We start from the raw sequence: 24,563 nt of genomic DNA, 5'->3' as shown, positions 1-24,563 counted from the left end.
GTTCAAGCGTTTCGACTCCGATACTTCTGCAATTCGGAGCGCAACTGCGCCACCTCTGCCCGCAGGTCGTCTAGGGTTGCCTGCAGGTCTTCTGCCTTGAAGGGGGGTGCCGCCATTTCCTGGGCAGCTAGCGATGCTTCCGCCTCAGCCCGGGCCATGACATCCTGGGCAAAGGTCTGCCAGCCCTCTTGGAGCTCCGCCCACACCTTGCCCACTTCCCCGGCAAGGTCGGCAAGGGTGCTCTCCAGGCGCTCTCGCAGCACGTCGGCCACCGCCTTGCCGACAAAAAAAGCCCGCACAACTGGATTGTTCATGTAACCCAAGTGTTAAGAAGCATCACCCAGATTATAACGAATCTTGCCCCAACCAAGCCGAAGAGCCGATCCACCCGAACGGCGTCGGATGATCGGCTTGAGAGCTTGGCAAGGGCGCAGTGGGTAGGAGGCCCAACCCTCAGCGGCGGTTGGTGGTCATGTCGGGGATCTTCAGATCGAAGACGCTGATGTTTTGCCGCGCTGCCGGCTTGGGATTGAGCATGCGGGCCATGTTGAGGAAGTTTTCCGGATCCCCGGGCTTGGGAGGCCGAGTAATCCGGTAGGTGCGCACCACTTCCCGCGTCGAGCGCTTCACGCCGGAAACATCCCGCCACCGCGCCCCGTAGCGGGGGTTGAGCAAGTTGGTCGGCTTCTCGGAAAGGCGGCGGCGCTGGTAAGGCACCACATCGTCCCCGAAGGCGGCGTTGTACTCCTCACTGTCGACAACGGCGTCGATAAAGCCGTTCAGACCGCGGGTGGCCAGGATGATGGAGTACTTGATGCGCTCCTGCTGGCTGTAGGTGGGCCGGCCCAGGAAGCGCTGGAAGGTGATCTCGACGAAGCGGTAGTTGTCGTTAGGAACCATGACCAGATCCCGGTACACCTCCGACTTGCCCAGGCCACGGATAAACTCCTTCACCGAGATCGCCCCGTTGCGCAGCTGGGACTCCAGCGCTTTTTGCCGGTAGCTCTCCAGCATCAGGTGTTCGCTGAAGATCTGCCGGTAGGCGGCGCGGATGACATTTTCGATGCCCGTCGGGTCGTCGGGGCGATAGGCGGGCGGGGTTTCGTCGCTGGGTACAAAGTAGCGCTCCACCCGCACGCTTTGCGTGGTGGGGCGATCGGCAAGCAGCGGAAGAGTCATAGGTTATGCTCCTGAGGAAACGAAACAACAAAATGGCAGGGGTTATGGATCAGCAGCCAGCTCCTGCTGGCTTAGGCGGGCGCGTAGGGGAATCAAGGGATCCGCATCCTGCAAGGCCATTTGCAGGGCTGCCTCGACGGCAGATCGCAGGGACGCCTCTCCCAGCCGAGCCAAATCCGTCAGGGATCCGACGGCGGCATAGCGAACTCCCCAGTCGGCGTCGCCCAGGCATTGCCGCAACAGGTGCAAGGCTCGCTCTTGATCGGAGAGGGGCCGCCGTGCCGCTACCTGTCCCAGCCCACGGGCCGCCGCTCGCCGCACGCTGGGGGCGAAGTCCGCCACAATGGCTTCCGCCAAAAAGGGGTAGGCATCGCCGTGGCCGATACGGGCCAACGCCCGCACCGAATAGGCGCGCGCCCCATAGTCGAAGCCATCGATGTTGGCCAGCAAAGGCCCTACCGCCGCCTCCCCAAAGCGCAACACCTCTTCCAGCGCGGCCTCCCCCACGGCAGGGCGGTTGAAGCCAAAGGCGCGAATGAGCAGGGGGATCCCTTCCACGTGGCCCAAGGATCCCAGCGCTCTCACCACCCGCAACAGTTCTTCCGCTGAGGTGGCCTGTTCCAGTTCAGCGGCCAGTTGAGCCACAGCAGCGGGAAGCACTTGCGCAGCCGAGGAAGAGGACATAGACAACCCAGAGGCCAAGGTAAGTAAAAAACTAACGAAACATCCAAGCGAGCCAATAGGGGGGGAGAGCCCCAAGCCCTTTCACGTCTAGAACAGCCTGTCCAGTTGCGGGATGATCGCTGCTGCCACCCGATCCGGCGGCACTCGCCCTAACTGCAGCGCCACGTCGAACAGTCGCTTCAGAGCATTGATGCGCAGGTTAAGCGCCACATCGGCTGTCGCCAACAGCGGCGCCCCTGCCACCCAGCCGGATTCTGCCAGATCGAAAAGGGCCGCCTGGCGCAGGCTGAAATTGGGGTGGGCCAGCAGCGCCACCAGAACTTGGGTCAGCTCCTCGGCTTGTGTAAAGCGATAGAGCACCCAAGCGGCTGCCGAACGCACCCGCTCCGAGGGGTGGCTTAAGAAAGGCCGAATCGCCGCCTCGGCCTCGGTGGCGTTGAGCTGGCCCAGCGCCTCGATGAAGGCTTCCCAGGGCTGCTCCTGCTCCCGCGACTGCAGCAAGGCCAGCAAGGGAGCCACCGCCCGCCGGTCTCCCAACTGGGCCAGGGCATAGGCAGCCTCTTCCCGCACATGCAGATCGCTACAGCCAAGGGCCTCGATCAGGCCGGGCACGGCCCGCACGTCGCCAATTTGCCCAAGGGCTTTGGCCGCATTGCGCCGTAGCGGGTAGCCCCCCAAGGCGGTGCGATCCCGCTCATCTCGCAACGCCAACAGCAGTGGCTCTACCCCCCGCGGATCCCGAACCGTGCCCAAGTACCAAGCGGCATAGTACCGATCTTGCGGGTCATCCCCCTGCAGCCGCGCTATCGCCTGCTCCCAGGTGAGCGGCTGGGGCAGCACCGCCGTGTTGGATGTCATGGGAACCCTTGCAGAGCCGTCCATGGAATCGAGGCCACCTTGCCGATGACTGCCGTTGAGCAGAGGGATCCCTTACTCAGCAGCGCCGTTGCTCTGGGCAGGGGCCGCCGATAGAGCAGTGACCTGCACGATTTTGCCGCCCATCCGCAGAATGCGCTGCATCTCCGTGGACAGCCGGCTGTAAGGAACTGTGATGCTCATGGTACTGCGACGCACCTTAGCCGAGGTGGCCAGAGCATCGGGTGGGTTGAGCAGGCCAGTGTACTCAACCTTGTAAACCCGGCTGCCGGCTTCCGTCAAAGTTTCAGGGCCGCTGGTGCTTTGACCAAACATCGTTTTCCCCCGAGTCGAGTTCAACTTTGTGCGGCACCTGGGCACGAAGACCTCCTGACCGCCAGAGAGGCCGCAAAAGCCACCTCTAGAGGCAGAACTGTACCCAGGCACAAAAGCTTGGGAAGCAGGCAGACAACCTAGCTGGCTCGAAGAGAGCCGCGGCGCCGAAAACCTGGAAACGACCAGCTCAGCTCCACTTGGGCTGCTGCCTGCTCTGTAGGGGCACTCAATTGGAAGACGAAGAAAGAGATCGCTCCCCCAAAAACGGGATCTCTACTCTGGCATCCCTTAGCTAAGGGCGTTGATGGCGTAGTCGAAGTAAATGGCTGCTTCGTTCGCCGCTTGGCCCTTCAGCATGCCCAGAGCACGGCTCTTCATGTGCTGCAGAGCTACAATGTACCAGCTCGGGGAGAGGTTAAAGGAGCGGTTCACCTCCCGCAGGCCCGCCACCAGGTATTCATCGAGGGGGCCCGTGCCGCCTGCAACCAGCGAGTAGGTGATAAAGCGCAGGTAGTAGCCAATGTCGCGGGCACACTTGGCCTGAAACACATCGCCGTGACCCATTTCGCCCGGCTGGGTCAGGTAGGGGAAGCGCTTGAACACTTCCTGCACCGCTTCGCGCACCAGCGTTTGTTGGTTTTGGGTCAAGACACGGGCCGCTTCCAGAGAGGCAGCAGCGCGCTGGTAACGACCATTAACGGCCTGCAGCTCGCTGGCATTGAGAAAACGCCCTTGATTGTCAGCAGCGGCAATCGCTTCGGTAATGACAGTTTTCACCTTGCAACTCCTAAATGCGTTGACTGTTAGCAAAAGTCTTAGTTGAGCAGCCGGCACTCCTCCAAGTTGGGAATGCCTGTCTGCCTGTCGGAAAAAAGGGATCTAGGCGATCTCACGGAGCTTTAAAGAGGGACGACCGCTTTTAACTTAAACAATGGCGGCAGCCGCCTTGTCGAAGTAGCTGGCCACCTCGCTTTGCAGCGCCGAGCAGTCGCCAGGGGTGATGCCGTTCGGATCCATGATCTTGGCCAGGGCTTCCTTCTTCATGGCCGCAATGGCGTTGGCCATGGAGCTGGTGGGCACCCCCAGCGCAATGTAGGTCTCCCGCAGGCCGTTGAGGCAGCGATCTTCCAGCACCGAGCTATCCCCCGCCAAGGTGGCGTAGGTGATGTAGCGCAAGATGATCTCCATGTCCCGCAGGCAGGCGGCCATGCGACGGTTGGTGTAGGCATTACCGCCAGGGGCGATCAGATCCGGCTCCTGGGCAAACAGGGAACGAGCCGCGTTGGTTACGATTTGGGCGGCGTTGCTGGTCATGCGGTTGACAGCATCCAGGCGTTTGTTGCCTTCTGCCACCAAAGCCGCCAGACGGTCGAAGTCTTGATCACTTAAAAAGGCACCGCGTGCATCTGCCTGAGCGATCACCCGGGTAAAGGCGTCTTGCATGATGGATCTCCTTCTGGTCTTTCCAAAAAGCGATGGGCGACTGGCTGAACCTCTCAAAAGTGGGATCCCAAACTCTGTTGTTTGCGGGATCCTCCTTGCCCAAAAACCGGGGATCCTGTGGAGCGGGTTGCTCAAAACTACCCCCACCGAAGCCCCAGATTTTGAGACAGGTCAAGAACCTCTGCGACTTTCAGACAGCCGAGCATCCAGGTCAATTTTATAGCGTGGGAGGGATGAGTGTTTTGTGAAGATTTACAAATAAACAGGCACCAGAGTGTCTGCTTGGCCGCCAATCCTCTGGCTCTGTTGGGTCAGCAGGCCAGAAACTGGTCGGCGAGGGCAGTAAAAAAATGTAAACATTCGTTTCACTTGTTTTGAGATAAAGGCAAGCCTCTTGCCCACACACTGCAGCAGTCAATGTTGCGGGGTACCTATGCCTTGCAGGGCAGCTTTGAGATCCCGGCAGAAGTGGGCAATTTGTTGCAGCCCTTGGGCGGGGGTGGGGGCCTTGGCCAGCCGTTGCACAAAGGCACTGCCCACGATCGCCGCATCCGCTCCCCAGAGAGCAATCTGGCGGGCCTGGTCGGGGGTGGAGATGCCGAAGCCTACCCCAATCGGCAGGGAGGTGTATTGGCGCAGTTGCTGCAGCAAGGCCGGGATCCGCTGCTCCAGGGTGGCCCGTTCGCCGGTGACGCCGGTGGTGCTGACCAGGTAGATAAAGCCGCTGGACTGTTGGGCAATACGGCGCATTCGCTCGGCGGGGCTGGTGGGGGCCACCAGCAGGATGAGGTCGATCCCCTCCGCCTGCGTTGCTTCCCGCAGGGATCCGGCCTCTTCCAGGGGCAGGTCGGGGACGACCAAGCCGGCACAGCCGGCCTGGCGCAGTTGCCGCACAAAGGTGGGGATGCCGAGCTGGTGGATGGGGTTGTAGTAGGTGAACAGGACGAGGGGAGCCCGCAGCGAGAGGCCCCGCAAGCCCTGCAAGATGTCGCCCAAGGTGACGCCCCGGCTGAGGGCGCGGGTGGCTGCTGCCTGGATCACCGGCCCATCGGCCAGGGGATCCGAATAGGGTACCCCCAACTCGATGAGGTCGGCGCCGTTCTCCTCCAAAACTTGCAGGGCCGCAAAGGTGGTTTCCAAGTTGGGATCCCCGGCGGTGAGGTAGGGGATGAGGGCGGCTTCGCCGCGGCTGCGCAGCGCCTGAAAACACGCGGTGATCCGGCTGGGCATGGGATCTGTCCAAGCTGAGGAGATGGAGAGCACCCCCTACTGTAGCGCCTGCCCTAGGGGAGGGGCACAAAATCGTAGCCGGTGCCGGAGCGGTTGCCCCGTTCAATGCGCACCAGCACATGGGGAGCATCGCGGTCGCCGGAGGGCAAAAAGCGCACCTCCCCGGAAGCGCCGTCTGGCAAGCGGAAGTTGGGGTCGCCCAGGGCAGTGAGAATGCCGCTGCGGCTGGGGGATCCCTGCCGAATAGCCTGGAGAAAAACACGGGTGGCGTCGTAGGCCAGTGCCGTGCGCCAACTCACCTGCCCTCCCCACATCTGGGCTGCCTTCTGGGCAAAGCCGCGGTTGCGGGGCACGTCGGGATGCCAGGGCACCGCCACCACCAGCCCCTCTACTGCTGCCCCCCCTTCCTTGAGGGTGGTGAGACTAAACAGCACATCCCCCCCCACCAGGGCGAGGGGCTGGCCAAGGGCAGCGTTCTCGCGGGCAACGGCCAGCGCTTTTTCGGCCACGGAAGCCGTGGGCGCCAAGAAAGCCGCCTGAGATCCCTGCCCCAGAGCTGTCTGCAGGCTGGCCTGGGGGTTGAAATCGGCTGCCGACAGGTCGAAGGTCGCCAGCACAACGCCCCCTTCGCTGGTCAGGGTAGCGGCAAAGGCGTCGCGCAGGCTGGTGCTGTAGGCGCTGTTGGGGTTGTAGAAGATGGCCACCCTCTGCAGGCGCAGTTTGTTAAGGACATAGCGGGCCAGTTGCGTGCCAGCAATCTGGTCGGAGGGGACGGTGCGAAAGATGGCGTTCCCCAGCAGGCTGATGCGGGTGCTGGTGGAGGTGGAGGAGATCATGGCCAGGCCGGCAGACTGATAGATCTCAGCCGCCGCCAGGGTGGCATCGCTGGCGTTGTGGCCGATCACCCCCAGGATCTCGGGCTGGCCCACCAGGGCTTTGGCCACTGCCGCCGCTCGCTCTGGGTTATCCCCGTCGTCGGCAATCACCACCCGCAGCAGCCGCCCTGCAATACCCCCTTGCTGAAATAGCTCCTCTTGGGCCTGGGCCACGCCGCGCAGGGTCTCCTTGGCGCGGTTGGGGTTGCTGGAGATGGGCACCACCACGGCTATGCTCAAGGGGTTGCCCTGCTGCTGGGCGCGGGCGTTGTTGAGGAAAATGCGAGCTTCCGGGTCGTTGCGGTTGTTCTGTAGCCCCATCTCTAGGAGCGGGATCGCCGCGCCGAAATTGCCCTGGCGCAACAGCTCTGCTGCAGCCACGGCGGCGGGACTGCTATCGGCAAACAGGGTGCGCTCGCCGCTGGTTAAGAGCAGATCTTGGGCCCTACCGCCCAACCCTGGCAGAGGGATCCCTTCTGGCCAGCAGATGTAGCCCGCCTGCCAGGCGCGATGACCACCCCAGAGGAGCAATAGCCCTAGGGCAATGTAGACGATAGGGGGTGGAGACTTCGCAGCCATGGGCCCCAAGGAAGAGAACAGCAGAATCCGGACAGCAGGGGTACCGCTCACGCCTTCAGGAAGCTCTTGGACCCCCCCTCTTCAAGGATCTTCAAGAACTTTCTTGAAGCATACGCTAAGGATCGGGACGGTAGGAAGGGCTGTTGCGGTATTGGCGCTCCAGTTGCTCCACAATGGAAACAGGAACAGATGGGGTTGCCGGGGGCTCTTCTGGAGGTGCGCCGGCCTGTGGCTCGGTCTCCAAGTTAGCCGGCTGAGAGGTGGCCCAAACGACTCCTGCGATCAGCAAAAGAACCAAAGCGGCAGCGTAAAGAAATGCGGCAATGGCCATTGGGGCAAGACTCTAGCTTTCCCTTCCCATGATAGAGGTTGTCGAAAACCCTTTGCCTCAGGATCCGCTCGAGCAAGCCCTGTGGGACTGGCACCGGGGCCAGGCGAGGGGATCCCTGCTCTTGCACGCCTACAGCGCCGAGGGGATCCCGCTGGCAGAGGAGCCCCAGGTGGTCTCGCCGGAGGTGTTCTTCACCCAAGAGCTGCCGGAGGTGGAGGCCCTGGCCTTAGAGCTCTGCCGCGGTCGGGTGCTGGACATTGGCGCCGGCACGGGCCGCCACAGCCTGCTGTTGCAGGAGGAGGGGTTTGCCGTAGCCGCCCTGGATCGCTCGCCGGTGGCGTTGCAGATCATGGCCGAACGGGGGGTGCATTGCCGCATCGCCGCCGACCTGTTCCACTGGGAGGGGCCGGAAGAGCCCTTCGATACGCTGCTGCTGCTGATGAACGGCGCCGGCCTGGTGGGATCCCTGGCGGGGTTGGAGCGCTTTTTAAGCTTGGCCCGCCACTGGGTTCAGCCCACCGGCCAGTTGCTTGTGGATTCCACCGATCTAGCCGATCTCAGTGAAGAGGGCGACGCGGCGGATCTGCCGCAGGTAGAAAGTTCAGCTAATTCTGAAGCCGAGGATCGGGAGAAGGGGAGAGACTGCAGAACAGCGGGCGAGGCAAAAGCCAGGGTGGTGAACTTTGTGGCCGAGTACGGCGGGCAGCGCGGGGATCCCTTTCCCTGGCTGTTTGTGGATCCGGAAACCCTGCTGCGCTGTGCCCACGCCAACGGCTGGCAGGGACAAATTCTCTACCAAGAGCCGGAGGGGGCCTTTCTGGCACGGCTTGCGCCTCTCTAAGCGCAGCCCCTTAGTGGGAAAGGATCTGCGACAAGAAAAGGCGAGAACGCTCTTCCTTGGGGTTGCTGAAAAACTCTTGGGGGGTGTTTTCTTCCACGATCTTGCCGCGGTCGAAGAAGACAATCCGATCCGCCACCTCGCGGGCAAAGCCCATCTCGTGGGTTACACACACCATGGTCATGCCCGAGCGGGCCAGCTCCCGCATCACGTCCAGCACCTCTTTGACCATCTCCGGATCCAAGGCCGAGGTGGGCTCATCGAAGAGCATCACCGCCGGATTTATGGCCAAAGCGCGGGCAATCGCCACCCGCTGCTGCTGCCTCCCCGAAAGTTGACCAGGATACTTCTCGGCTTGCTCGGCGATCCCCACTCGTCTCAACACCTCCATAGCCCGTTCAACTGCCTCGGCCTTTTTCTATTTTCTATGAGCGCAACTGCTGAAGCGAGTGGAGCTAGCTTTCTGGCCCGCCATCGGCGGAACATCGCTGTCTCTCTGGCCCATCGTCTAGAAGCAGCCAGGGCAGCCAACAACACCCACCTGCTGGAGTTGCTGGAACAGGAGCATGACTCTAGTCAATAATAAGCTCAACTATACTGAAAATAATGTATAATATGTTCAGTACGGATTACTACCAGTTGATCTTTCTGTTTACTTTCGAGTCTGCCAACATGGTAGCCAAAGCAAAGCAGAAAATTGGTAGTAAGACGACACGGAAACTGCGCTTTGGGTATTCTACTCAAAGCTTTGCGGGATACCGCCATTCTGTTTGGACTCCGTCCCGCTAACGCGAATGGAAACAAGCAGAATGCTATCGCTGCATAGTTGAACAGTGATGTTCAGCAGTGTTCAGCGTAAATGTATCAGCAACGGCAACCAGCAGCAGAGTCCAGCGGCAGGGATCCCTCTGTTTCGGGTCTATGGCGCCACCTTTGGGAGGGTCTGAGCATCGGTTATCGGGCTTTAGGCGGAGGTGGGATCCGCTTGTTAGGATTGACCTAAATCACGGGAGAGGCGCGGGGATGGTTTGGCAATTGCTGACGTGGCCGGCCCAGAGCTTGCTGTGGTTGGCGGAGCAGATTCGCGAGCGGGCCGAGGCACAACTCGACAGCAAAGAAAACCTCCAGAAAGAACTCACCGCTCTCCAGATTCAGCTCGATCTGGGGGAGATCGATGAAGAGACCTATAGCCAGCGAGAAGAGGAGATCCTGCTGGCTCTGGAAGCCCTGGCCCAGGCCGAAGCCGGCAGTGCCGACGAGGATCCCTGAGTTCTGCGGGGGATCAGAACATGGGAGAATAAGCTTTGGTTGACCTCATTTTCCTACCCTGGGTTGCTTTCCATGGCCGAATCCCGCGAAACCTTAGTGCTCCGCGACGAGCAGAACCAGCCTCTGAAATGCGAGATCCTGAGGCAGGTGGTCATTGAGGAACAAGCCTATGCACTGGCCACGCCCGTGGACGCCGTGATCAAAGTTCTGGTTTGGGAGGGGGAAGAAGAGCCCGGCCAAGCGGTGAACGGAGATGCGGACATGGAAGGGATCCTGGATGAGCCGGATCCAGAGGAGCTCCAGGCTGCTATCCCCACCATCCAGGCCGTCTTGGAGGAGTTGAACTTGACTCTGCAGCAAAACGGCTTCGACATCCTGACGGTGCAGGGAGAGTTGCCCCCTGTTGAAGAGGAAGATGTGTTCGAGCTGGGCGAAAGCGAGGAAGATGCCCAGGAATTCCAACTGCTGGCTACCTTCTTCTACAAAGACAAGAAATACGGCATCTTTACGCCCCTCGACCCAGTTCTGGTCTACGTGGCCCTGCCTGACGAGGGGGATCCCTACCTACTGAACCCAGAGGACTCGCCAGCCCTGTTCGACCAACTCAATGCTGTGCTGCTCGATCTGGACGAGGTAGTGGAAGAGGAGGAGTACGATGATGAAGAATATGACGATGGAGACGAGGACTAGGCAGCTCGGGGTTTCTGCCTGAGAATTGAAGGCACCTGGGCCAAAAAGCCCAAAGGTGGAAGTACCAAGCCTCTTGCCCCAATGCAGCCCCTTGGTTGCCGCTCAAGTCGATTGGGCGGAGTCTTTTTGTTGCCAGCGCCAGCTAGGGGAGCGGCAGATAATGGAAGGAGGCCCTCGTTCAGTTCCCCAGGCGTTGCCCGATCCCAAGGAGCAGCAGGGATGCAACCGGTTGACCTGACCACCCTCCGTGCTGTGCTGGCAGATCTAAAAGGGGCTGAGGCCGGGGGGGATCCCTTGCTGCCTGCCCGCGTGGAGTGGATCCAGCAGACGGATCTCTGGACAGTGGTGATTGGCCTACGCACCCTCAAGGCGCGTCCTTGCTTGCTACTGTCTTGGCATCCTCAGGCGGCCCGAGTTCACCTCTGTCAGGCTCCCCCCAAGGAAGCAGAGGACTTGCCCTTTAGCCAACACCTGCAACGGCACCTGCGGGGTTTGGCGCTGACGGAGCTGGCGCTGCTGGACGAGTGGGAGCGGGTGATTGACTTTCGCTTTGCCCCGCGCCCCGCGGATCCCCCTCAACGCCACCTTTATCTGGAAGTGATGGGCAAGTACAGCAACGCCATCTTGGTGGACGAGGGGGGCATGATCTTGGCCTGCGGCCACGGGGTCAGCGAGCGACAGTCGCGGGTACGGCCGGTGCAGCCGGGTCTACTTTACGAAGCTCCCCCTGCCCTAAGCGATCCCATCCCCCAGCGAGCCGAGCCCTTCTCCCAGTGGCAAGAGCGTCTTGCCCTAATCCCTGGCCCCATTGCTCAGCGGCTGCTGCGCTGCTACCGCGGCCTGAGCCGGCATTTGGCAGAGGCCATGTGCCTGCAGGCCGGGATCCCACCCCAAACCCCCAGCAACCAACTCTCGCCCCAGGAGTGGCAGGCCCTGTTTTTTTGGTGGCAGGACTGGCTGGCCCGCCTGGAAACGGCTCAGTTTAAGCCGGCCCTTACCCCCCAGGGGTACACTGTTCTCGGCTGGAGGGGCTCTGGCGGGGATCCCTCTACACCCAACTTGCATCAGCTCCTGGAAGCCTACTACCAAGCCCAGCTCAACCGCGAACGCTTTGAGCGAGAGCGGCAGCGCCTGGGGCAAAAGCTGGCTGCCCTGCTGAAAAAACTCCGCCAGCGGCAAGAGCACTTCGAGAGGATGCTGGCCGACTCGGCCCAAGCGGAAGCCTCCAAGCAGGCTGCCGATCTGCTCATGGCCCATCTCCACCTCTGGCGGCCAGGGCTGAGCTTGATGGAGCTGCCAGACTTTTTTAGCGGCCAGATGGTCAAGATCCCGCTGGATCCGGAGAAAAACGCTGTTCTCAACGCCCAGGCCTACTACCGCAAGCACCGCAAACAAAAACGAGCCCAGGAGGCCGTCCAGCCCTTGCTAGAAGCTGTAGCGCAAGAGATCCGCTACCTGGAGCAGGTGGAAGCGACCCTGCAGCATCTGGGAACCTATCGGGATCCCCAGGACTTGGCCGCCCTTCGAGAAGTTGAGACCGAGCTGATTCAACAAGGCTACCTAGAGAGCCCCAGCCGGCTAGAGGGATCTAGGCGGGCCTCCCCAGCCAGCTTCAACCCCTATCGCTTCACTAGCCCCAGCGGCTTCTCCATCTGGGTGGGGCGCAACAACTGGCAAAATGATCGGCTGACCTTCCGCGTGGCCCAAGACCAAGATTGGTGGTTTCACGCCCAAGAGATCCCCGGTAGCCACGTGCTGTTGCGCCTGCCTCCGGGCGCGGTGGCCGAAAGTGAAGATCTGCAGGCGGCTGCCGATCTGGCGGCGTATTTTAGCCGCGGTCGCTTCAGCGACCAGGTACCGGTGGTGTATACCCGCCCTAAGTGCGTCTTCAAACCCAAGGGATCCCCACCCGGCATGGTGGTTTACCAGCAGGAGCAGGTGCTGTGGGGCCGTCCCAGCCGTGCCCAGTTGCTTGTGGAAAAGGAGGGGGCGCCCAAGCCGGAGGTTCCAGCAGAGCTACAGCCCTCTACTTGGGGTTGACTACGGATCCCATAAACAGCACAGTTTGCGCCTCCCGGTTGGCTCCGGAGGCCACAATGGCAAACCAGAAGGGGCGATCTGCTACGAACTGGAAGGGCTCTTGCCGGTCGCTGGCGGTGCGGGAGACGATGACCCCGGTGGCGGCTGCCGCCCCGGATCCCTTTTCATCTACTTCGATGGCCGCCTTGTGCAAGACTCTACTGACCTGCGTCGGCTCTGGGGTCATCTGGCTGAAATCGGCCTGAGGGGAAAAGGCGATCCCCAGGCCCAACTGTTGCAAAGCCGGCACCAGATCGGTTTCGTAGGCCAGCTTAAACTTGGGGAGCCGCAGCGAGCCGGGGCGGGTGGGCAGGGATCCCGTCCATTCTTGCCAAGTTTCTGGGCTGAGCTCCTGTCGCAGGGCTTCCAGGCTCACCCCTGGCTTGGGCAGCAGGATCACCATAGCCAGTTCCCCTTCCCCATAGGGCAGGCGCACCACCTGGAGCTGCTCGGTCTCCCGGTAGCCGTAGCGACCGGATTGGGCCATCAGCGGCACTTGGACACGGCGGCCATCTGGGCGGGTAAAGGGCTGGGGCTCTGTCAGGGCCGGATCGAAGGGTTGGGTCCACTCTCCCTTGAAGTAAATGGCGTTGAGCAAAACCAGCCTGTCTTCCCGGCTGAGGCGATCCACGATGCGGTCGATCTGGCCCTGGGTGCGCTCGGCTACCCAACGGTTAATCGCCTGCACCGTCTGGCGGGATCCCAGCTCCACCCGATTGGCCACTGCTTGGTAATAGGTGGCCAGCGCCTGCAAAAAGGGAGGCCGCAGGGTGAGGGTTTGATCGACCCAAAGGCCGTTGGCAATTTGCACCTGGATCGGCCCTTCTGCTTGGGATCGCTCCACCAGCCAGCGCGCCATCTGGGCATTGGTCCAGTTCAACTCATGGAGGGAGAGGTCTTGGGCCTCCAGCACCTCGGCCATGGCCGCCTGCGTTTCCCCAGCGGCGCCGTTGTACAGCATGCTCAGAGCCAAGTGAATGCTCAAAGGAGAGAAAAAGAGGTTCTCTTGCGGCTGCTGCTGGAGCAGGCGATCAAACAGCTTTAGCGCAAAGCGACTTTGGGCTTGTTGGGCCACAGCCTCTTCTCCATAGCCTTCCCCATAGGTCACGGTCGGCTCAAACGGGATCCGCACCGGGGCCTCCTGGGATCCCATCCCCTGTGCGGGCCAGAGACCCAAAAGCAATAGGCCAAACAGAGCCAGAAGCGAGCTCCGGCTCAGCGAGGATCTGCTCAAAAGGTCTTTCATGGGGTCTCTCCTGGCCGGGTGGGGAACGATAGATAGACTCTATGGCTATGGTATCGGGTTGGGGGTGGATGGCTCTTTGCGCTTGAGGAGAGATCGACAGGCCAAAGCCCGCAGGAGATCCCGGCCAAACTGGCTACGGATCCCCTCCCTCTTCAACCTAAAGAGCAGGGTAGGATCAAGCCTGCACAGCTAGCTCGGCAGGAGACAAGGGATGAGTTTGCGGGCAAGGGAGGGGCGGCGCTCTCGCCGGGTTGCCACAGCGGGCGGGATTGCCTTAGGCCTGGCTCTGCTGCTGGGATGTACTGCTGGGGGATCCTCATCTTTAGAAGCCCAGGAGACGGCAGCCGTTGCCAACGCGACCTCGGCCAAAGGAGAGCCCCAGCACCTGCCGGTGGCAGCAGAAGTCACCATCGCTGGCCGGCGCTTTGAGCTGGAAGTGGCCCGCACCCCTGAGCAACAGCGGCTGGGCCTGATGTTTCGCACCGATTTGCCGCCTGATCGCGGCATGTGGTTTCCCTTCGACCCGCCCCAGCCGGCTGCCTTCTGGATGTTTAACACCCTGCTCAACCTGGACATTATCTTTCTCCGCCAAGGCCAGGTGGTGTACATCGCTGCCGATGTGCCCGGTTGCCCCGCCCAACCCTGCCCCGTCTATGGGCCACCCTCTGACCAGTTGGTAGATGGCGTGCTGGAGTTCCGCGGCGGGACGGCGGCGGCCTTAGGTTTGCAAGTGGGAGATACGGTTGAGATCCGCGAGCTTCCCAGCTCCGCCCCTTGATCTCTATCTCCCCTCTCCCTTTGGGAGAGGGGCTGGGGGTGAGGGCTGGGAAAGGGGCTGGGGGTGAGGGAAGACAAGCTTGCAGAAGAGGTTGAGACCATGCTCCTGGGATCCCAAAAGCTGCCGTTGGCCGTCTTGCTTGCGGCCTGGGATGATCTTTTCAGGGATCTTTGCGATGATTTTTGAGGGTCGCCAACTGCTTTGAGATTGATGCCAAGAGGCGACCGCGAGCCCAGGATGGTTTGGCTACTGCCGGCAAAGCCCTATGGATGTTAGCAGCGTAACTCAGTGGCTGGGGGTTGGGGTCGTTGCCCTGGCTTCCGTCCTTTGGGCCGAGGTTGTGCGGGATGGGCGCCATTGGCTGGCCCACCAGTGGCCCTGGCTGATGCCCAAGCACACTCTGCACCACCGCCTGTTTCGCCCCGATCTCAGCGTGGTAGACCCGAAGCTGTACCGAGAATCCCAGTGGCACCACGATGTCCCCGAAGCGGCGACGATGATCCTGGCCGGGATCCCTTGGGTGGTGCTGTTGGGACAGGGATCCTGGCTGTATGGCCTAGCGGCGGCGGTGGGGGTACTCTACTCGGCCAGTTTTCTGGTTGCCGGCATGTTGCGCGGCTGGGGGCTGGCCCTGCAGACGGACATTACCCACCAACCCGGGCCTTTCCCTGCTCCTCCTGCCCAGTGGCATGTCAACCGCGCCTACCACTGGCGGCACCACTTCGACGATACCAACGCCTACTTTTGCGGCACCCTGACCTTAGTGGATCGGATCATGGGCACCAGTCTCTCCTTTAAAGGCAAGCGCGTGGCCGTCACCGGTGCCTCTGGCACTCTGGGCCGGGCCCTCTTGAAGCACTTTTCCCGCCATGGGGCCAAAGTCATCGCCCTCAGCTCCCATGCGGATTCGGTCGCCATCGAAGTGGACGGCCAGCCCCAGCCGGTGGAGACCATCCACTGGCAGGTGGGTCAGGAGGGATCCCTGGCCGGGCTCCTGGAACGAGTCGATATCTTGGTGATCAACCACGGCCTCAACGTGCATGGGGAGCGGGATCCCGAGTCGGTCCACCAGTCCTATGCTGTCAACACCTTCTCCGCTTGGCGCCTGATGGAGCTGTTTTTCCAAACGGTGCGCGGCAATCGGGAAATGGCCACCAAAGAGGTTTGGGTGAACACCTCCGAAGCCGAGGTCAGCCCTGCTTTTAGCCCTCTCTACGAGCTCTCCAAACGGGCCCTGGGCGATCTGGTTACCCTACGCCGTCTCGATGCCCCCTGTGTGGTGCGCAAGCTCATCCTCGGGCCCTTCAAGAGCCAGCTCAACCCGATTGGAGTCATGTCAGGCGATTGGGTGGCCGCCCAGATCCTGGCCCAGGCCAAGCGCGATTGCCGCAACATCATCGTTACCATCAACCCCCTCACCTACCTGCTTTTCCCGCTGAAAGAGTTGGCCGTCAGCACCTATTTCCGCTTGTTCAGCCGCCGCTCTTCTCGCCCAGCTCTTCTGGGTCCGGCCGCCGGGATCCCTTTGATTTAGGGGGGCCGCAAATCCTGCCCGGCTCTATGGCATCAGGCGCAAAACTGGGGTAAGACAAGAGCAGGTTCCTTGGCGGCAGGGGATGGGATCCCTTGCGCTAACCCGAACTTTTGGGGAGCGAGAGGGCTCTTCCGCTCGATCTCCCTTATGAACCCTGGGTGTGAGGAGTAGGGGTGAGTGTAAACATGGTGCGACAGTGGGTGAGCGCAGTCCTCTGCGTGGTGGGCGGGGCTTTAATGCCGGGGCTTTTGTCCGGCTGTGCCATCCCGATGCCTTCGGCATCCGCGGGAGTTTCTGAGATCCAGGTGCGCTTGGTGCATGTGGCCCCCAATGCCCCTCGGATCGACTTGGAAGTGGGGGGGGTAAGGGCTGCTCAAGGTGTAGCCTATGGCTCGGTGAGCGAGTACGTGCGTATGCCGGCGGGCGAGTACGACATTGTTTTGTTTTCAACCCCTGAGACGACCAGCCCTGGCCAGCCCGCGAGTTTTAAGGACTCCGTTCCGCTAGCGCGAACGGTTGCGGCCAGAACTGTGGCCAACCTCAGAGGCGGGGGAGTGTTCTCGGTGGTGGCTGCTGACGAGCCCAATCGCGTGACGGCCTTAGTTTTGGAAGACAACATCAACTCGCTGTTTGACCAAGCCCTGGTTCGGTTTGTTCACGCTGCCCCTGATGCGCCGGCCCTGCAATGGCAGGGGGAGCAAGGGCGGGTGCTGATACCTCAGTTGGCCTTCGGGCAAGTTTCCACCTTTCAAGCCATGCGACCCGGCTTTACCCAAATTCAGGTGGCCATAGCTCCTTCAGCCCCCGCGCCAGGTGGGCAGTCGTCTCCTGGCCGGAGCATTCCCTTGCAACGGTTTGACCTCCAGTTAGAGGCAGGGAAAGTCTATACCCTTTACGTGGCGGGGCTGATGCGCAGCAATCCGGGCCTAAACTTGGTGCTGGCAGAGGAAACGCGGGCTCGTAGGCTCCTATAGCAAGGCTGCTTGCGGCTTGATCCTCTCTATACTGTGAGACTAGCCAGTCGTCTCTAGCTTTGGGGACACAGCCCGTGGATGCCTTATTTCAAGTGGTGGTGCTCAGCCAAACCCCAGATCCCGAACGGGTGATCTACCAGGCGATGCACCAAGATCACAGCCCTGATTTTGTTACCCCAGAGAGCCGGATCCCGGAAAAATATGGCGAGGCCGTGGTGCGGCATCTGCTGGAGGGCAACCGTGGCCACTATGGGCCGCTGGAGCACCCTCAGATCACGTTTGGGGTAGGCTATTTTCCCCATGCTGTCATGCAACAGGCCCGTACTCATCGGGTGGGAATTTCTTTCGACGTTCAATCTTTTCGATATACAGGCCAGCAAATTGCCGATTTGGGCAAAAGACTCTTGTCTGGGCCCCGGAGAACGCCCCCCAACCCCCCGCCCGGCCCCCCCAACCAGCCCCCCAGCCCCCCGTATACGGGGGGCTGGGACGAAACTTCTGCTTTTGCCGACAAAACCGGGGCAGAGTTAGCTTTGCAAGAGTTGGAAACTCTATTTTACGTTCCCGCCAGCGTCAAGGAAGGCAAAGCCAAAACCCGCCAAGGCTTCAAGCCCATCTCTCCCGAGGCCCTAAACATCATTCTTGAGCAGTATCGCAGCCAGGCCATTGCCTATTATCGCCTGGTCGAAGAGTGTGGGGTGCCCTATGAGGATGCTCGTAACATCATCGGCTACGGGATCCGCCAACATTTTGTAGTGTCTTTTAATTGCCGCAGCTTGATGCACTTTCTGGATTTGCGGGCTAAGGAGGATGCCCAGCGGGAGATCCGCGAGCTGTGCGAGTTGATGTGGCCCCACTTCGAGGCTTGGTGCCCCCATGTGGCCGCCTGGTACCGCCAAAACCGCTGGGGCAAGGCCAGGCTTTCTCCCTAACAAGTTCCCAACCATTGGGGACGACTATGGATCCCAAAGCTTATGAACAAATGGCAGGCCTAGAGGATCGACATTGGTGGTTTGTGGGCCGCCGACAGATTCTCAGCCGGGTTATTGCAGGGATCCCTCTTCCTCCCTCAGCTTGTATCTTGGAAGCGGGATGTGGCAGCGGTGGCAACCTGGAAATGTTGTCTCAGTTTGGCCAAGTCTGGGCCATGGAAAGAAGCGAAATAGCATTGCCTTTGGCCCGGGCTCGTGGCATTGCGATTGTGGAAGAAGGCGAATTGCCGCATCGGATCCCTTTTGGCTCTCAACAATTTGATTTAATTGCTCTGCTGGACGTTCTGGAACATTTAGACGAAGACACAGCAGCTCTGGAAGCCCTCATCCAGAGGTTAAAGCCATCTGGCTACATGGTGATCACGGTGCCGGCTTATCCCTGGCTGTGGAGCGCCCATGACGAGCTCAATCACCACAAGAGACGCTACACAGCGGCACAACTTCTCTCCTTACTCAAGAGCGCCGGCTTGCAAATTCATACCTTTACCTTTTTCAACAGCTTTCTCTTCCCTCTGGCAGCAGGGATCCGCCTAGCCCAGAAAATACTTCGCCTGCGGGAAAGTCCAGACTTGAAAATGCCGCCCCTTTGGCTCAATCAACTTCTAGCAGAGATTTTTGCCGCGGAAGCCTATTTGATCCCCAAGTTTTCGTTGCCCTTTGGCCTGTCGTTGTTGGCGGTAGCCAGCCCTATTGCGGCAGCGGGACGGAGCCCTTTGAAAATTGCTCCTCTGGGAAACTGAGCCTCTTAATCCTCAACTTCTCGCCGTTATTACCAGTTTTTTGAGTCAACTTGGCCGATCGCGCTAGCGAGACGGAGTCCTTGCAGCCTCAAGGGGATAATCTTTTCATAAGATTGTTCCCAGTCTTCGTTTTTGGAGGAGATAGCTCTTGGCCGATCGCGCTAGCGAGACGGAGTCCTTTCGCACCAGGGAGACGAAACCTTTGCGCAGCTACGCCCTTCGCTTGGATCCGCATCGTCTGTGGGTGCCCCTAGCTTGCTTCGGGGATGGCCTTTGTATTTGGTTGGCCTTTGGGGCAGGTTACTGGCTGCGCAGCTTGCGCCCTCACCAGCTTTTGCCGTGGGATGTTTATGCCGGCCTGGGATTGCTGACCGTTCTCAGCTACTGGGGCGTTCAGGCCGGTTTGGGCGGATATGGCGAATCGAAGCGCCTATCCCGCTTTGAGGAATGGGCCAGTTTGCTGCTGGGGCTGGGGGTGACCTTTGGCCTGGTGTTGGCAGGGGCCTTCTTCGTGCGCTCTGTCTCGCTGTCGCGCTTGGTAGTGGGCTATGCCGGCCTGCTGGCCCTGCTCGGCCTGACGGGGATGCGGTTAGCGCTGCGGCTGGGCATGGGCTGGCTGTATGCCCGCGGCCAGGGGCGGCGACGGGTGATCTGGGTGGGATCCGGCTTGCTGTTGGCCGAGGTGCTGGAGCGGCTAGAGCGCTGCCCGGCTTTGGGGTTTGAGATCAAGGCTTGGGCCGTGGCCGGGGATCCCTCGGCGCCAGAAGCGGGGCCTCTGCAAAAGCTGGAGCGCCTGGATCCCGCTCATCTGGTGGCCTATGTGCAAGCTCACCCTGAGATCCAAGAGGTGTGGTTTGGGCAGCCGGAGCTGGCCAACGCGCCCCTGCTTCTTACTTTGCAGGCTCTGTCGGTGCAGGTGCGCCTGGTGCCAGATATTCTTGGCTTCTTAACGGTTAACCTGCAGTTCCACTCTCTGGACGGGATCCCGCTGCTGACGCTGCGCCACCCCCCTTTGCGCTACGCCCACAACCGTTTCCTCAAGCGAGCTATGGACATCTTGGGAGCTTCCCTGGGCTTACTGTTGCTCAGCCCCCTGTTTGTGGTCATCGCCGTGCTGGTGGCCTGCAGCAGCCCCGGCCCCATCCTGTATTGGCAGGAGCGGGTGAGCTTGGATGGGCGTCGCTTTTGGATTGCCAAGTTCCGCACCATGCGGGTGGATGCTGAAGCACCCGGCCAGCCGCGCTGGACGCGCCCCGGGGATCCGCGCCGAACCAAGATAGGAGCCTTTTTGCGCCGCACCAACCTGGATGAGCTGCCCCAGCTTTGGAACGTTTTGAAGGGGGAAATGAGCTTGGTGGGCCCCCGCCCGGAGCGGCCCTACTTTGTCGAGCAATTTAGCCAGGAGATCCCCAAGTATCTGGATCGGCATTTGGTCAAAAGTGGCCTCACCGGCTGGGCTCAGATCCACGGCCTGCGGGGAGACACCAGCATCGCCCGCCGCACCCAGTATGATCTCTACTATGTGCAAAACTGGTCCCTGTGGCTGGATCTGCGCATCCTGGCCATTACCCTTTGGCAAGGGATCCGCGGACGGCTGACCGGATATTAGGGGTTGCTTATGCCATCCTCGCCCACGCCCCAAGAACTCCTTTACGAGGGCAAAGCCAAACGGGTCTACCGCACCGCCGATCCCCAGGTTTACCTCTGCCAGTACAAAGACGACGCCACGGCTTTTAATGCCCAAAAGCGGGGATCTATCGCCGGCAAGGGGGAGGTCAACTGCACCGTCTCTAGCCGGGTGTTTGCCTACCTGGCGCAGCAGGGTATTCGCAACCACTTTTTGAGCCAGACCGGCCCCCGTGAGATGCAGGTGCGCGCCCTGCGGATCCTGCCCTTAGAAGTGGTGGTGCGCAACCGTGCTGCCGGCAGCCTCTGCAAGCGCCTGGGCCTGGAGCGAGGCCTGCCCATCGAGCCACCCCTGGTGGAGTTCTACTACAAAAACGACGCCTTGGGAGATCCCCTGGTCACTCCCGACCACATCCGCCTGTTGCACCTGGCCACGCCGGAGCAGGTGGAGAAACTGGGATCCCTGGCTTTGGCAGTCAACACTCACCTTGGCGACTTCTGGCGGCGCTGCCGGCTGGAGCTGGTGGACTTTAAGCTGGAGTTTGGCCTGGACGAGGAAGGGCAGATTTGGCTGGCGGACGAGATCAGCCCCGACACCTGCCGCCTGTGGGATCTCCAAGGGACCGAGCCGCGGGTGCTGGATAAAGACCTTTTTCGCTTTGATCTCGGCGATCCGGCAGCCGGCTACCAAGAGGTGCTGCAGCGAGTGCTCCAGGCTACTGATCCCAATCTCCCCTCTCCTGCAGCGCGGGAGAGGGGCAGGGGGTGAGGGTGCCATGACTTCTCCCCGCCCCCCCGGCCCTGACGAGCGCTTCCGCCGCCAACTGGCCGACCTGTTGGACACCTGGGTGGAGCAGGGGCTCATCCAGCCGGCGCAGCGGGATCGCCTGCGCGAGCACTACCAACTGGACAGCTTGCCGCGAACAGCTGGCAGCCGCTTTGCCCTGTTGCTGCTGCTGTTGGGCGCCGTGCTGGTGGGCTTGGGGGTGATCTCCTTCGTGGCCGCCAACTGGGACGCCATTCCCCGCTCGGCCCGAGCCTTGGGATCCCTGGCCCTCATGGTGGGGCTGCAGGTGGCCGGCTTGCGGCTCTGGCAGCAGGGATCCCCGCGCTTAGGCAGCGCTTTGTTGATGGCCGGCGAGCTGTCTTTGGGGGCCGCCATTGGCCTGATGGCCCAGTGGGTTCAAATCGGGGGATCCCTGGCGGGCTTGTTTTTGGGCTGGGGGCTGGGCAGCTTGGCCGTGGCCTACAGCTTGGTCCACACCCCCAGTGGCGTCTTGGCCTGTCTTTTGTTTGCCCTGGCTGGAATGACTGCCGTCTGGGAAGGAGGGATCGGCTCGGCTCTGGATCCCCTCTACCCCTGGCTGGCCCTGGGCCTGTTGCTGCCTCTTGCCTATGGGTGCCGCTCCCGCTGGATCTTGGCTTTGGCGCTGGTGAACTTCGGCCTGGCGCTACAAAGGTTGGCAGAGCGCTGGGACAGCTGGACCCTCTGGCTGCTGCTTGGCCTTGCCGTCGTCTGGGGGCTGGGAGTCGGGCACCAACGCCATGGGCACTGGCTAAGCCGGATCTGGACCGGAGAAGAGGGCCAGGGTGGCGAGCAGGAGCAGGGCTTGGATCTGATCCCGACGGCGGAGGGGCTGGCTTTGCTGGGGTTGGGCTTCTTGCTCTACATTTGGAGCTTTCGTGACGCCTGGGACTGGGATCCCAAACCCCTGCCCTTGTTCCAAGCTGGGGATCCCTGGGCGGGCTTGTCGGCAGTGGGATTGCTGTTGCTGGCCGGTTGGAGCTGGTGGCAGGGCTGGCAGGCAAAGCGATCCCAGCCCGTTTCTGCTTGGCTGAAGGATGCTGCTGTTCTGATTTCTCTGGTTGCCTTGGCGCTTTTGCTGGGGATCCGCAGCGCCCTGCCTTTGAACCTAACCGCAAAGGTAGCCTTGGCCTTCTTTGCTCCCTGGATCGTGACCCTTTTGCTCGTGGGATTGTCGGTGGTGCTCTGCTGGGAAGGGCTGCAGCGGAGGCGGCGGAGCCGCTTCTGGCAGGGGCTATTGGGCCTGACCTTGGTGGTGCTGACCCGCTTTTTCGAGTACCAGACCAACCTGATGACCAAATCGGCGGTGCTGGTGGTCTGTGGGATCGGCGTGATCTGGCTGGGGCTGAAGTTTGAGCGGCGGATTTTCTCCCGTCTCTAATTCTTGCCCTTCTAGGAAGCCAAGCCCCGCTACATGATCAAGCAAAGGAAAAAGCTGGAATTGAGCTGGAATTCACAAGAATTTACAAAGTTTAAGGAACCTGCTTGTATTCCCCAACGTCTTTGCTAGTAGATTCTCAGCTTTGGCTTGAGCTGAGAAGGAATTGGGCATCTCTATCAAGATTTGGAGAATACAAATGAAAGTAGGACTGCGTTTGGGCATTTTGGCTTTGCTACTTACGCCCCTTTGGGAGAGTGGTTCTCTTTCGGGTGTTGCCTTGGCTGAAGATCATCTTTTAGTGGCTCAGGCCCCGGAGCCAGCTAGGCGGCCTATGCCTTCTGTGCCTAGATCGATACCCTCCCCAGTTCCCATAGCTCCGGTAGGATCCTCAGAAACTCTAGATGAGCTATTCCGCCAGGTTCCTTTCCCCCCTTCGCCAAAACCTCTGCCTGGCCTTCCGTGCTCGAGACCCATGGTGTTGCGCTCAGTAACCCTCAGCGCTCCTCCGCCAAACCCTGCTTCCCCCCTTCAATCGGAGGTTCCACCCAAAGTTTGGGAAACTCTCCAGGGCCCTTTCGGGACAGTCAACTGGGGAGATCGCCGACCCGATAAAGTCTTTGCTCATACCTTCCAATGGAGCCCCCCTTGTAAAACGGGCTGCCGGATGGGAGGCACCCTTACGTTTACCTATAGCAATAACTTGCAGGCAACAAGTAACACAACTCCTGATGCCGGGAACGACAAGTACTACCTATTCAACAGCGCGATTCCAACCGGCGGGACTCCACCTCCAACTCAAGCAACCCAATCAGGGTTTTTGTATACTTTCCCAAGTCCGCCTACTTCCCCAATTCCGCCTGGCCAAACCTTCACCAAAACTCTAACCCTCTCGCCGGCAGAGATTGCCAACAACCAAGTGACCTTAGTAGTTCAAGATGATACGGCGGTTTTGGGAGCTAAGCTAGAGCTTAGATACTGCTGCTGCGAATGCGAATTTCCCATTTGAGTGCAATTCACGTAGGGGGGACTTCATTGTTCCCCCTTTTCTTCAGCTGACCCTAGCTGAAGTTCTCAAAGCCTACTCAGAAAAAGTAGGAAAGCCTAACGGCGGGCCTGGGCAAAAATGGCTTGCAAAATCTCGTCGGCTCCCTGCTGCTTCAGCTTCTCCGCCAGGGCCACCCCAACCGCTTCCGGATCGGCGGTGGATCCCGTCTGGGTATCGCGGATGAGCCGTCGCCCCTCTAGGTCGGCCACCATGCCGGTCAGGTGCAGCTCTTCACCCTGAACTTGGCTGTGGACGCCGATGGGCACCTGACACCCCCCCTCCAAGGCCCGCAGGAAAGCTCGCTCGGCCAAACAGCGCGCTGTCGCCTCCGCATCGGCTAAGGGTCGGATGAGCTCCAGGATCCGCTCATCCCCCTGCCGGCACTCGAGCCCCAGGGATCCCTGGCCAACCGCGTACAGAGACACACTGGGATCCAGCACCTCGTGGATCCGCTGTTCTTGGCCCAGGCGCTTCAGCCCCGCCACCGCCAAAATTAGGCCGTCGTACTCCCCCCGATCCAGCTTGGCCAGGCGAGTGTTGAGGTTGCCCCGCACATCCTTGAAGTGCAGGTGGGGAAAGGCGTGGCGCAGTTGGGCCAATCGCCGCAAAGATGAAGTGCCGATCACCGTTCCTGCTGGCAGGGTGGCCAGTTGGTAGCCGCGCAGCTCTTCCCGCAGCACCAGCGCGTCCAAAGGATCCTCCCTCTGCGTAATCGCCCCCAGGACCAGGCCTTCCGGCAAACGGGTGGGCAGATCCTTAAGGCTGTGCACCGCTAGATCGCTGCTGCCGTTGAGCAGGCTGACCTCCAGCTCCTTGGTAAACAGGCCCTTATCGCCAATTTTGGCCAGCGCCACATCCAGGATGATGTCTCCCTGGGTGGAAAGGGTGTGCAGCTCTAGCGGCAATCCCGGATGGTGGGCCTGCAACTGCTCCATCACCCAGTGGGTCTGGGCCAAGGCCAGCTCACTTTTGCGGGAGGCGATCCGCACCGGCTGGGCAGCCCCTGCCGAGGGTTGCCAGGGAGTTGAGGCCAGTTCGCTCATGGCTGCTGCAA

General features: G+C 60.9%; 25 protein-coding genes and 1 pseudogene. 13 read left to right on the top strand and 13 right to left on the bottom strand.

All coding sequences use genetic code 11. The features are described from left to right. Positions 1-2 precede the first annotated feature (2 nt). The 10 genes from ACVW0R_RS04965 to ACVW0R_RS04920 form a co-directional block, all read right to left on the bottom strand. Positions 3-314 carry a DUF6825 family protein gene (locus ACVW0R_RS04965; protein WP_011429129.1) on the bottom strand — a complete coding sequence of 104 codons (312 nt, stop codon included), beginning with the start codon at positions 312-314 and terminating at the stop codon, positions 3-5. Between the two features lie 139 nt (positions 315-453). Next, complete coding sequence (locus ACVW0R_RS04960; protein ID WP_011429130.1) at positions 454-1,179, bottom strand: phycobilisome rod-core linker polypeptide; 726 nt, start codon at positions 1,177-1,179, stop codon at positions 454-456. A 42-nt stretch (positions 1,180-1,221) separates the two neighbouring features. After that, entirely contained in the window at positions 1,222-1,863 is a 642-nt protein-coding gene (locus ACVW0R_RS04955) for a HEAT repeat domain-containing protein (RefSeq protein WP_099812571.1), read from the bottom strand. Between the two features lie 87 nt (positions 1,864-1,950). After that, positions 1,951-2,721, bottom strand: a complete 771-nt coding sequence (locus ACVW0R_RS04950) for a HEAT repeat domain-containing protein (protein ID WP_228375394.1) — start codon at positions 2,719-2,721, stop codon at positions 1,951-1,953. A gap of 72 nt (positions 2,722-2,793) precedes the next feature. Beyond that, positions 2,794-3,054 carry a phycobilisome linker polypeptide gene (locus ACVW0R_RS04945; protein ID WP_011429133.1) on the bottom strand — a complete coding sequence of 87 codons (261 nt, stop codon included), beginning with the start codon at positions 3,052-3,054 and terminating at the stop codon, positions 2,794-2,796. 288 nt (positions 3,055-3,342) lie between these two features. Then, positions 3,343-3,831, bottom strand: coding sequence for a globin family protein (locus ACVW0R_RS04940; RefSeq protein WP_011429135.1), 489 nt, complete (start codon positions 3,829-3,831; stop codon positions 3,343-3,345). Between the two features lie 147 nt (positions 3,832-3,978). After that, complete coding sequence (locus ACVW0R_RS04935) at positions 3,979-4,497, bottom strand: phycocyanin subunit beta (protein WP_011429136.1); 519 nt, start codon at positions 4,495-4,497, stop codon at positions 3,979-3,981. A gap of 414 nt (positions 4,498-4,911) precedes the next feature. Further along, positions 4,912-5,727 carry a tryptophan synthase subunit alpha gene (gene trpA, locus ACVW0R_RS04930; protein WP_011429138.1) on the bottom strand — a complete coding sequence of 272 codons (816 nt, stop codon included), beginning with the start codon at positions 5,725-5,727 and terminating at the stop codon, positions 4,912-4,914. A 53-nt stretch (positions 5,728-5,780) separates the two neighbouring features. After that, positions 5,781-7,181 (bottom strand): ABC transporter substrate-binding protein, encoded by a 1,401-nt coding sequence (locus ACVW0R_RS04925; RefSeq protein ID WP_457501740.1) that lies wholly within the window; start codon positions 7,179-7,181, stop codon positions 5,781-5,783. 115 nt (positions 7,182-7,296) lie between these two features. Next, on the bottom strand, positions 7,297-7,512 hold the full coding sequence (locus ACVW0R_RS04920; RefSeq protein ID WP_011429140.1) for a hypothetical protein: 216 nt from the start codon (positions 7,510-7,512) through the stop codon (positions 7,297-7,299). Between the two features lie 28 nt (positions 7,513-7,540). On the opposite strand from ACVW0R_RS04920, the gene ACVW0R_RS04915 reads away from it, so the two are divergent. Further along, on the top strand, positions 7,541-8,353 hold the full coding sequence (locus ACVW0R_RS04915) for a class I SAM-dependent methyltransferase (RefSeq protein ID WP_011429142.1): 813 nt from the start codon (positions 7,541-7,543) through the stop codon (positions 8,351-8,353). A gap of 10 nt (positions 8,354-8,363) precedes the next feature. Here the strand turns inward: ACVW0R_RS04915 and ACVW0R_RS04910 are convergent. Next, positions 8,364-8,765: pseudogene (locus tag ACVW0R_RS04910) on the bottom strand (amino acid ABC transporter ATP-binding protein); the annotation flags it as partial. A gap of 12 nt (positions 8,766-8,777) precedes the next feature. Here ACVW0R_RS04910 and ACVW0R_RS04905 point away from each other — a divergent pair. From ACVW0R_RS04905 to ACVW0R_RS04890, 4 genes are all read left to right on the top strand, one after another. Further along, the gene (locus tag ACVW0R_RS04905) at positions 8,778-8,933 is read left to right on the top strand and encodes a hypothetical protein (protein ID WP_168173320.1); all 156 of its coding nucleotides are present in this window, start codon (positions 8,778-8,780) and stop codon (positions 8,931-8,933) included. 440 nt (positions 8,934-9,373) lie between these two features. Then, positions 9,374-9,619 carry a gas vesicle protein GvpG gene (locus ACVW0R_RS04900; RefSeq protein ID WP_011429145.1) on the top strand — a complete coding sequence of 82 codons (246 nt, stop codon included), beginning with the start codon at positions 9,374-9,376 and terminating at the stop codon, positions 9,617-9,619. Positions 9,620-9,691: 72 nt separating this feature from the next. After that, entirely contained in the window at positions 9,692-10,309 is a 618-nt protein-coding gene (locus ACVW0R_RS04895) for a DUF3727 domain-containing protein (RefSeq protein ID WP_457501739.1), read from the top strand. Between the two features lie 219 nt (positions 10,310-10,528). Continuing rightward, positions 10,529-12,349, top strand: coding sequence for an Rqc2 family fibronectin-binding protein (locus tag ACVW0R_RS04890; protein WP_457501738.1), 1,821 nt, complete (start codon positions 10,529-10,531; stop codon positions 12,347-12,349). Here the strand turns inward: ACVW0R_RS04890 and ACVW0R_RS04885 are convergent. Next, positions 12,336-13,634 carry a serpin family protein gene (locus tag ACVW0R_RS04885; protein ID WP_099835676.1) on the bottom strand — a complete coding sequence of 433 codons (1,299 nt, stop codon included), beginning with the start codon at positions 13,632-13,634 and terminating at the stop codon, positions 12,336-12,338. The genes ACVW0R_RS04890 and ACVW0R_RS04885 overlap by 14 nt on opposite strands. Positions 13,635-13,845: 211 nt before the next feature. Between ACVW0R_RS04885 and ACVW0R_RS04880 the strand changes: the two genes are divergently transcribed. The 8 genes from ACVW0R_RS04880 to ACVW0R_RS04845 all read left to right on the top strand — a co-directional run bounded on the left by ACVW0R_RS04880 (position 13,846) and on the right by ACVW0R_RS04845 (position 22,464). After that, a complete protein-coding gene (locus tag ACVW0R_RS04880) occupies positions 13,846-14,412 on the top strand; it encodes a DUF192 domain-containing protein (RefSeq protein WP_099812568.1) in 567 nt (188 codons plus the stop codon). A 265-nt stretch (positions 14,413-14,677) separates the two neighbouring features. Next, positions 14,678-15,946, top strand: a complete 1,269-nt coding sequence (locus ACVW0R_RS04875) for a bifunctional sterol desaturase/short chain dehydrogenase (protein WP_414346372.1) — start codon at positions 14,678-14,680, stop codon at positions 15,944-15,946. Positions 15,947-16,119: 173 nt separating this feature from the next. Further along, positions 16,120-16,920 carry a DUF4397 domain-containing protein gene (locus ACVW0R_RS04870; protein WP_228375396.1) on the top strand — a complete coding sequence of 267 codons (801 nt, stop codon included), beginning with the start codon at positions 16,120-16,122 and terminating at the stop codon, positions 16,918-16,920. 74 nt (positions 16,921-16,994) lie between these two features. Continuing rightward, entirely contained in the window at positions 16,995-17,852 is an 858-nt protein-coding gene (locus ACVW0R_RS04865; protein ID WP_011429152.1) for an FAD-dependent thymidylate synthase, read from the top strand. A 26-nt stretch (positions 17,853-17,878) separates the two neighbouring features. Continuing rightward, positions 17,879-18,652 carry a class I SAM-dependent methyltransferase gene (locus tag ACVW0R_RS04860; RefSeq protein ID WP_049749699.1) on the top strand — a complete coding sequence of 258 codons (774 nt, stop codon included), beginning with the start codon at positions 17,879-17,881 and terminating at the stop codon, positions 18,650-18,652. A gap of 148 nt (positions 18,653-18,800) precedes the next feature. After that, positions 18,801-20,261: a sugar transferase gene (locus tag ACVW0R_RS04855; RefSeq protein ID WP_457501737.1), complete on the top strand. Its 1,461-nt coding sequence runs from the start codon at positions 18,801-18,803 to the stop codon at positions 20,259-20,261. Positions 20,262-20,270: 9 nt separating this feature from the next. After that, positions 20,271-21,047, top strand: coding sequence for a phosphoribosylaminoimidazolesuccinocarboxamide synthase (gene purC, locus ACVW0R_RS04850; protein ID WP_457501736.1), 777 nt, complete (start codon positions 20,271-20,273; stop codon positions 21,045-21,047). A 7-nt stretch (positions 21,048-21,054) separates the two neighbouring features. After that, entirely contained in the window at positions 21,055-22,464 is a 1,410-nt protein-coding gene (locus tag ACVW0R_RS04845; RefSeq protein ID WP_457501735.1) for a DUF2157 domain-containing protein, read from the top strand. 1,101 nt (positions 22,465-23,565) lie between these two features. On the opposite strand, the gene hemC is transcribed toward ACVW0R_RS04845, so the two are convergent. After that, positions 23,566-24,552, bottom strand: a complete 987-nt coding sequence (hemC, locus tag ACVW0R_RS04840; protein ID WP_457501734.1) for a hydroxymethylbilane synthase — start codon at positions 24,550-24,552, stop codon at positions 23,566-23,568. Positions 24,553-24,563: the final 11 nt, after the last annotated feature.

It is taken from the genome of Thermostichus sp. MS-CIW-15, assembly GCF_054060575.1.
The sequence above is the reverse complement of the archived record's forward strand: the minus strand, read 5'-3'. Positions and strand labels throughout refer to the sequence as shown.

Coding starts and splice junctions, on each gene's coding strand:
- ACVW0R_RS04965 (WP_011429129.1), bottom strand. CDS start 314: ATGAACAATCCAGTTGTGCGGGCTTTTTTTGTCGGCAAGGCGGTGGCC.
- ACVW0R_RS04960 (WP_011429130.1), bottom strand. CDS start 1,179: ATGACTCTTCCGCTGCTTGCCGATCGCCCCACCACGCAAAGCGTGCGG.
- ACVW0R_RS04955 (WP_099812571.1), bottom strand. CDS start 1,863: ATGTCCTCTTCCTCGGCTGCGCAAGTGCTTCCCGCTGCTGTGGCTCAA.
- ACVW0R_RS04950 (WP_228375394.1), bottom strand. CDS start 2,721: ATGACATCCAACACGGCGGTGCTGCCCCAGCCGCTCACCTGGGAGCAG.
- ACVW0R_RS04945 (WP_011429133.1), bottom strand. CDS start 3,054: ATGTTTGGTCAAAGCACCAGCGGCCCTGAAACTTTGACGGAAGCCGGC.
- ACVW0R_RS04935 (WP_011429136.1), bottom strand. CDS start 4,497: ATGCAAGACGCCTTTACCCGGGTGATCGCTCAGGCAGATGCACGCGGT.
- trpA (WP_011429138.1), bottom strand. CDS start 5,727: ATGCCCAGCCGGATCACCGCGTGTTTTCAGGCGCTGCGCAGCCGCGGC.
- ACVW0R_RS04925 (WP_457501740.1), bottom strand. CDS start 7,181: ATGGCTGCGAAGTCTCCACCCCCTATCGTCTACATTGCCCTAGGGCTA.
- ACVW0R_RS04920 (WP_011429140.1), bottom strand. CDS start 7,512: ATGGCCATTGCCGCATTTCTTTACGCTGCCGCTTTGGTTCTTTTGCTG.
- ACVW0R_RS04915 (WP_011429142.1), top strand. CDS start 7,541: ATGATAGAGGTTGTCGAAAACCCTTTGCCTCAGGATCCGCTCGAGCAA.
- ACVW0R_RS04905 (WP_168173320.1), top strand. CDS start 8,778: ATGAGCGCAACTGCTGAAGCGAGTGGAGCTAGCTTTCTGGCCCGCCAT.
- ACVW0R_RS04900 (WP_011429145.1), top strand. CDS start 9,374: ATGGTTTGGCAATTGCTGACGTGGCCGGCCCAGAGCTTGCTGTGGTTG.
- ACVW0R_RS04895 (WP_457501739.1), top strand. CDS start 9,692: ATGGCCGAATCCCGCGAAACCTTAGTGCTCCGCGACGAGCAGAACCAG.
- ACVW0R_RS04890 (WP_457501738.1), top strand. CDS start 10,529: ATGCAACCGGTTGACCTGACCACCCTCCGTGCTGTGCTGGCAGATCTA.
- ACVW0R_RS04885 (WP_099835676.1), bottom strand. CDS start 13,634: ATGAAAGACCTTTTGAGCAGATCCTCGCTGAGCCGGAGCTCGCTTCTG.
- ACVW0R_RS04880 (WP_099812568.1), top strand. CDS start 13,846: ATGAGTTTGCGGGCAAGGGAGGGGCGGCGCTCTCGCCGGGTTGCCACA.
- ACVW0R_RS04875 (WP_414346372.1), top strand. CDS start 14,678: ATGGATGTTAGCAGCGTAACTCAGTGGCTGGGGGTTGGGGTCGTTGCC.
- ACVW0R_RS04860 (WP_049749699.1), top strand. CDS start 17,879: ATGGATCCCAAAGCTTATGAACAAATGGCAGGCCTAGAGGATCGACAT.
- purC (WP_457501736.1), top strand. CDS start 20,271: ATGCCATCCTCGCCCACGCCCCAAGAACTCCTTTACGAGGGCAAAGCC.
- ACVW0R_RS04845 (WP_457501735.1), top strand. CDS start 21,055: ATGACTTCTCCCCGCCCCCCCGGCCCTGACGAGCGCTTCCGCCGCCAA.
- hemC (WP_457501734.1), bottom strand. CDS start 24,552: ATGAGCGAACTGGCCTCAACTCCCTGGCAACCCTCGGCAGGGGCTGCC.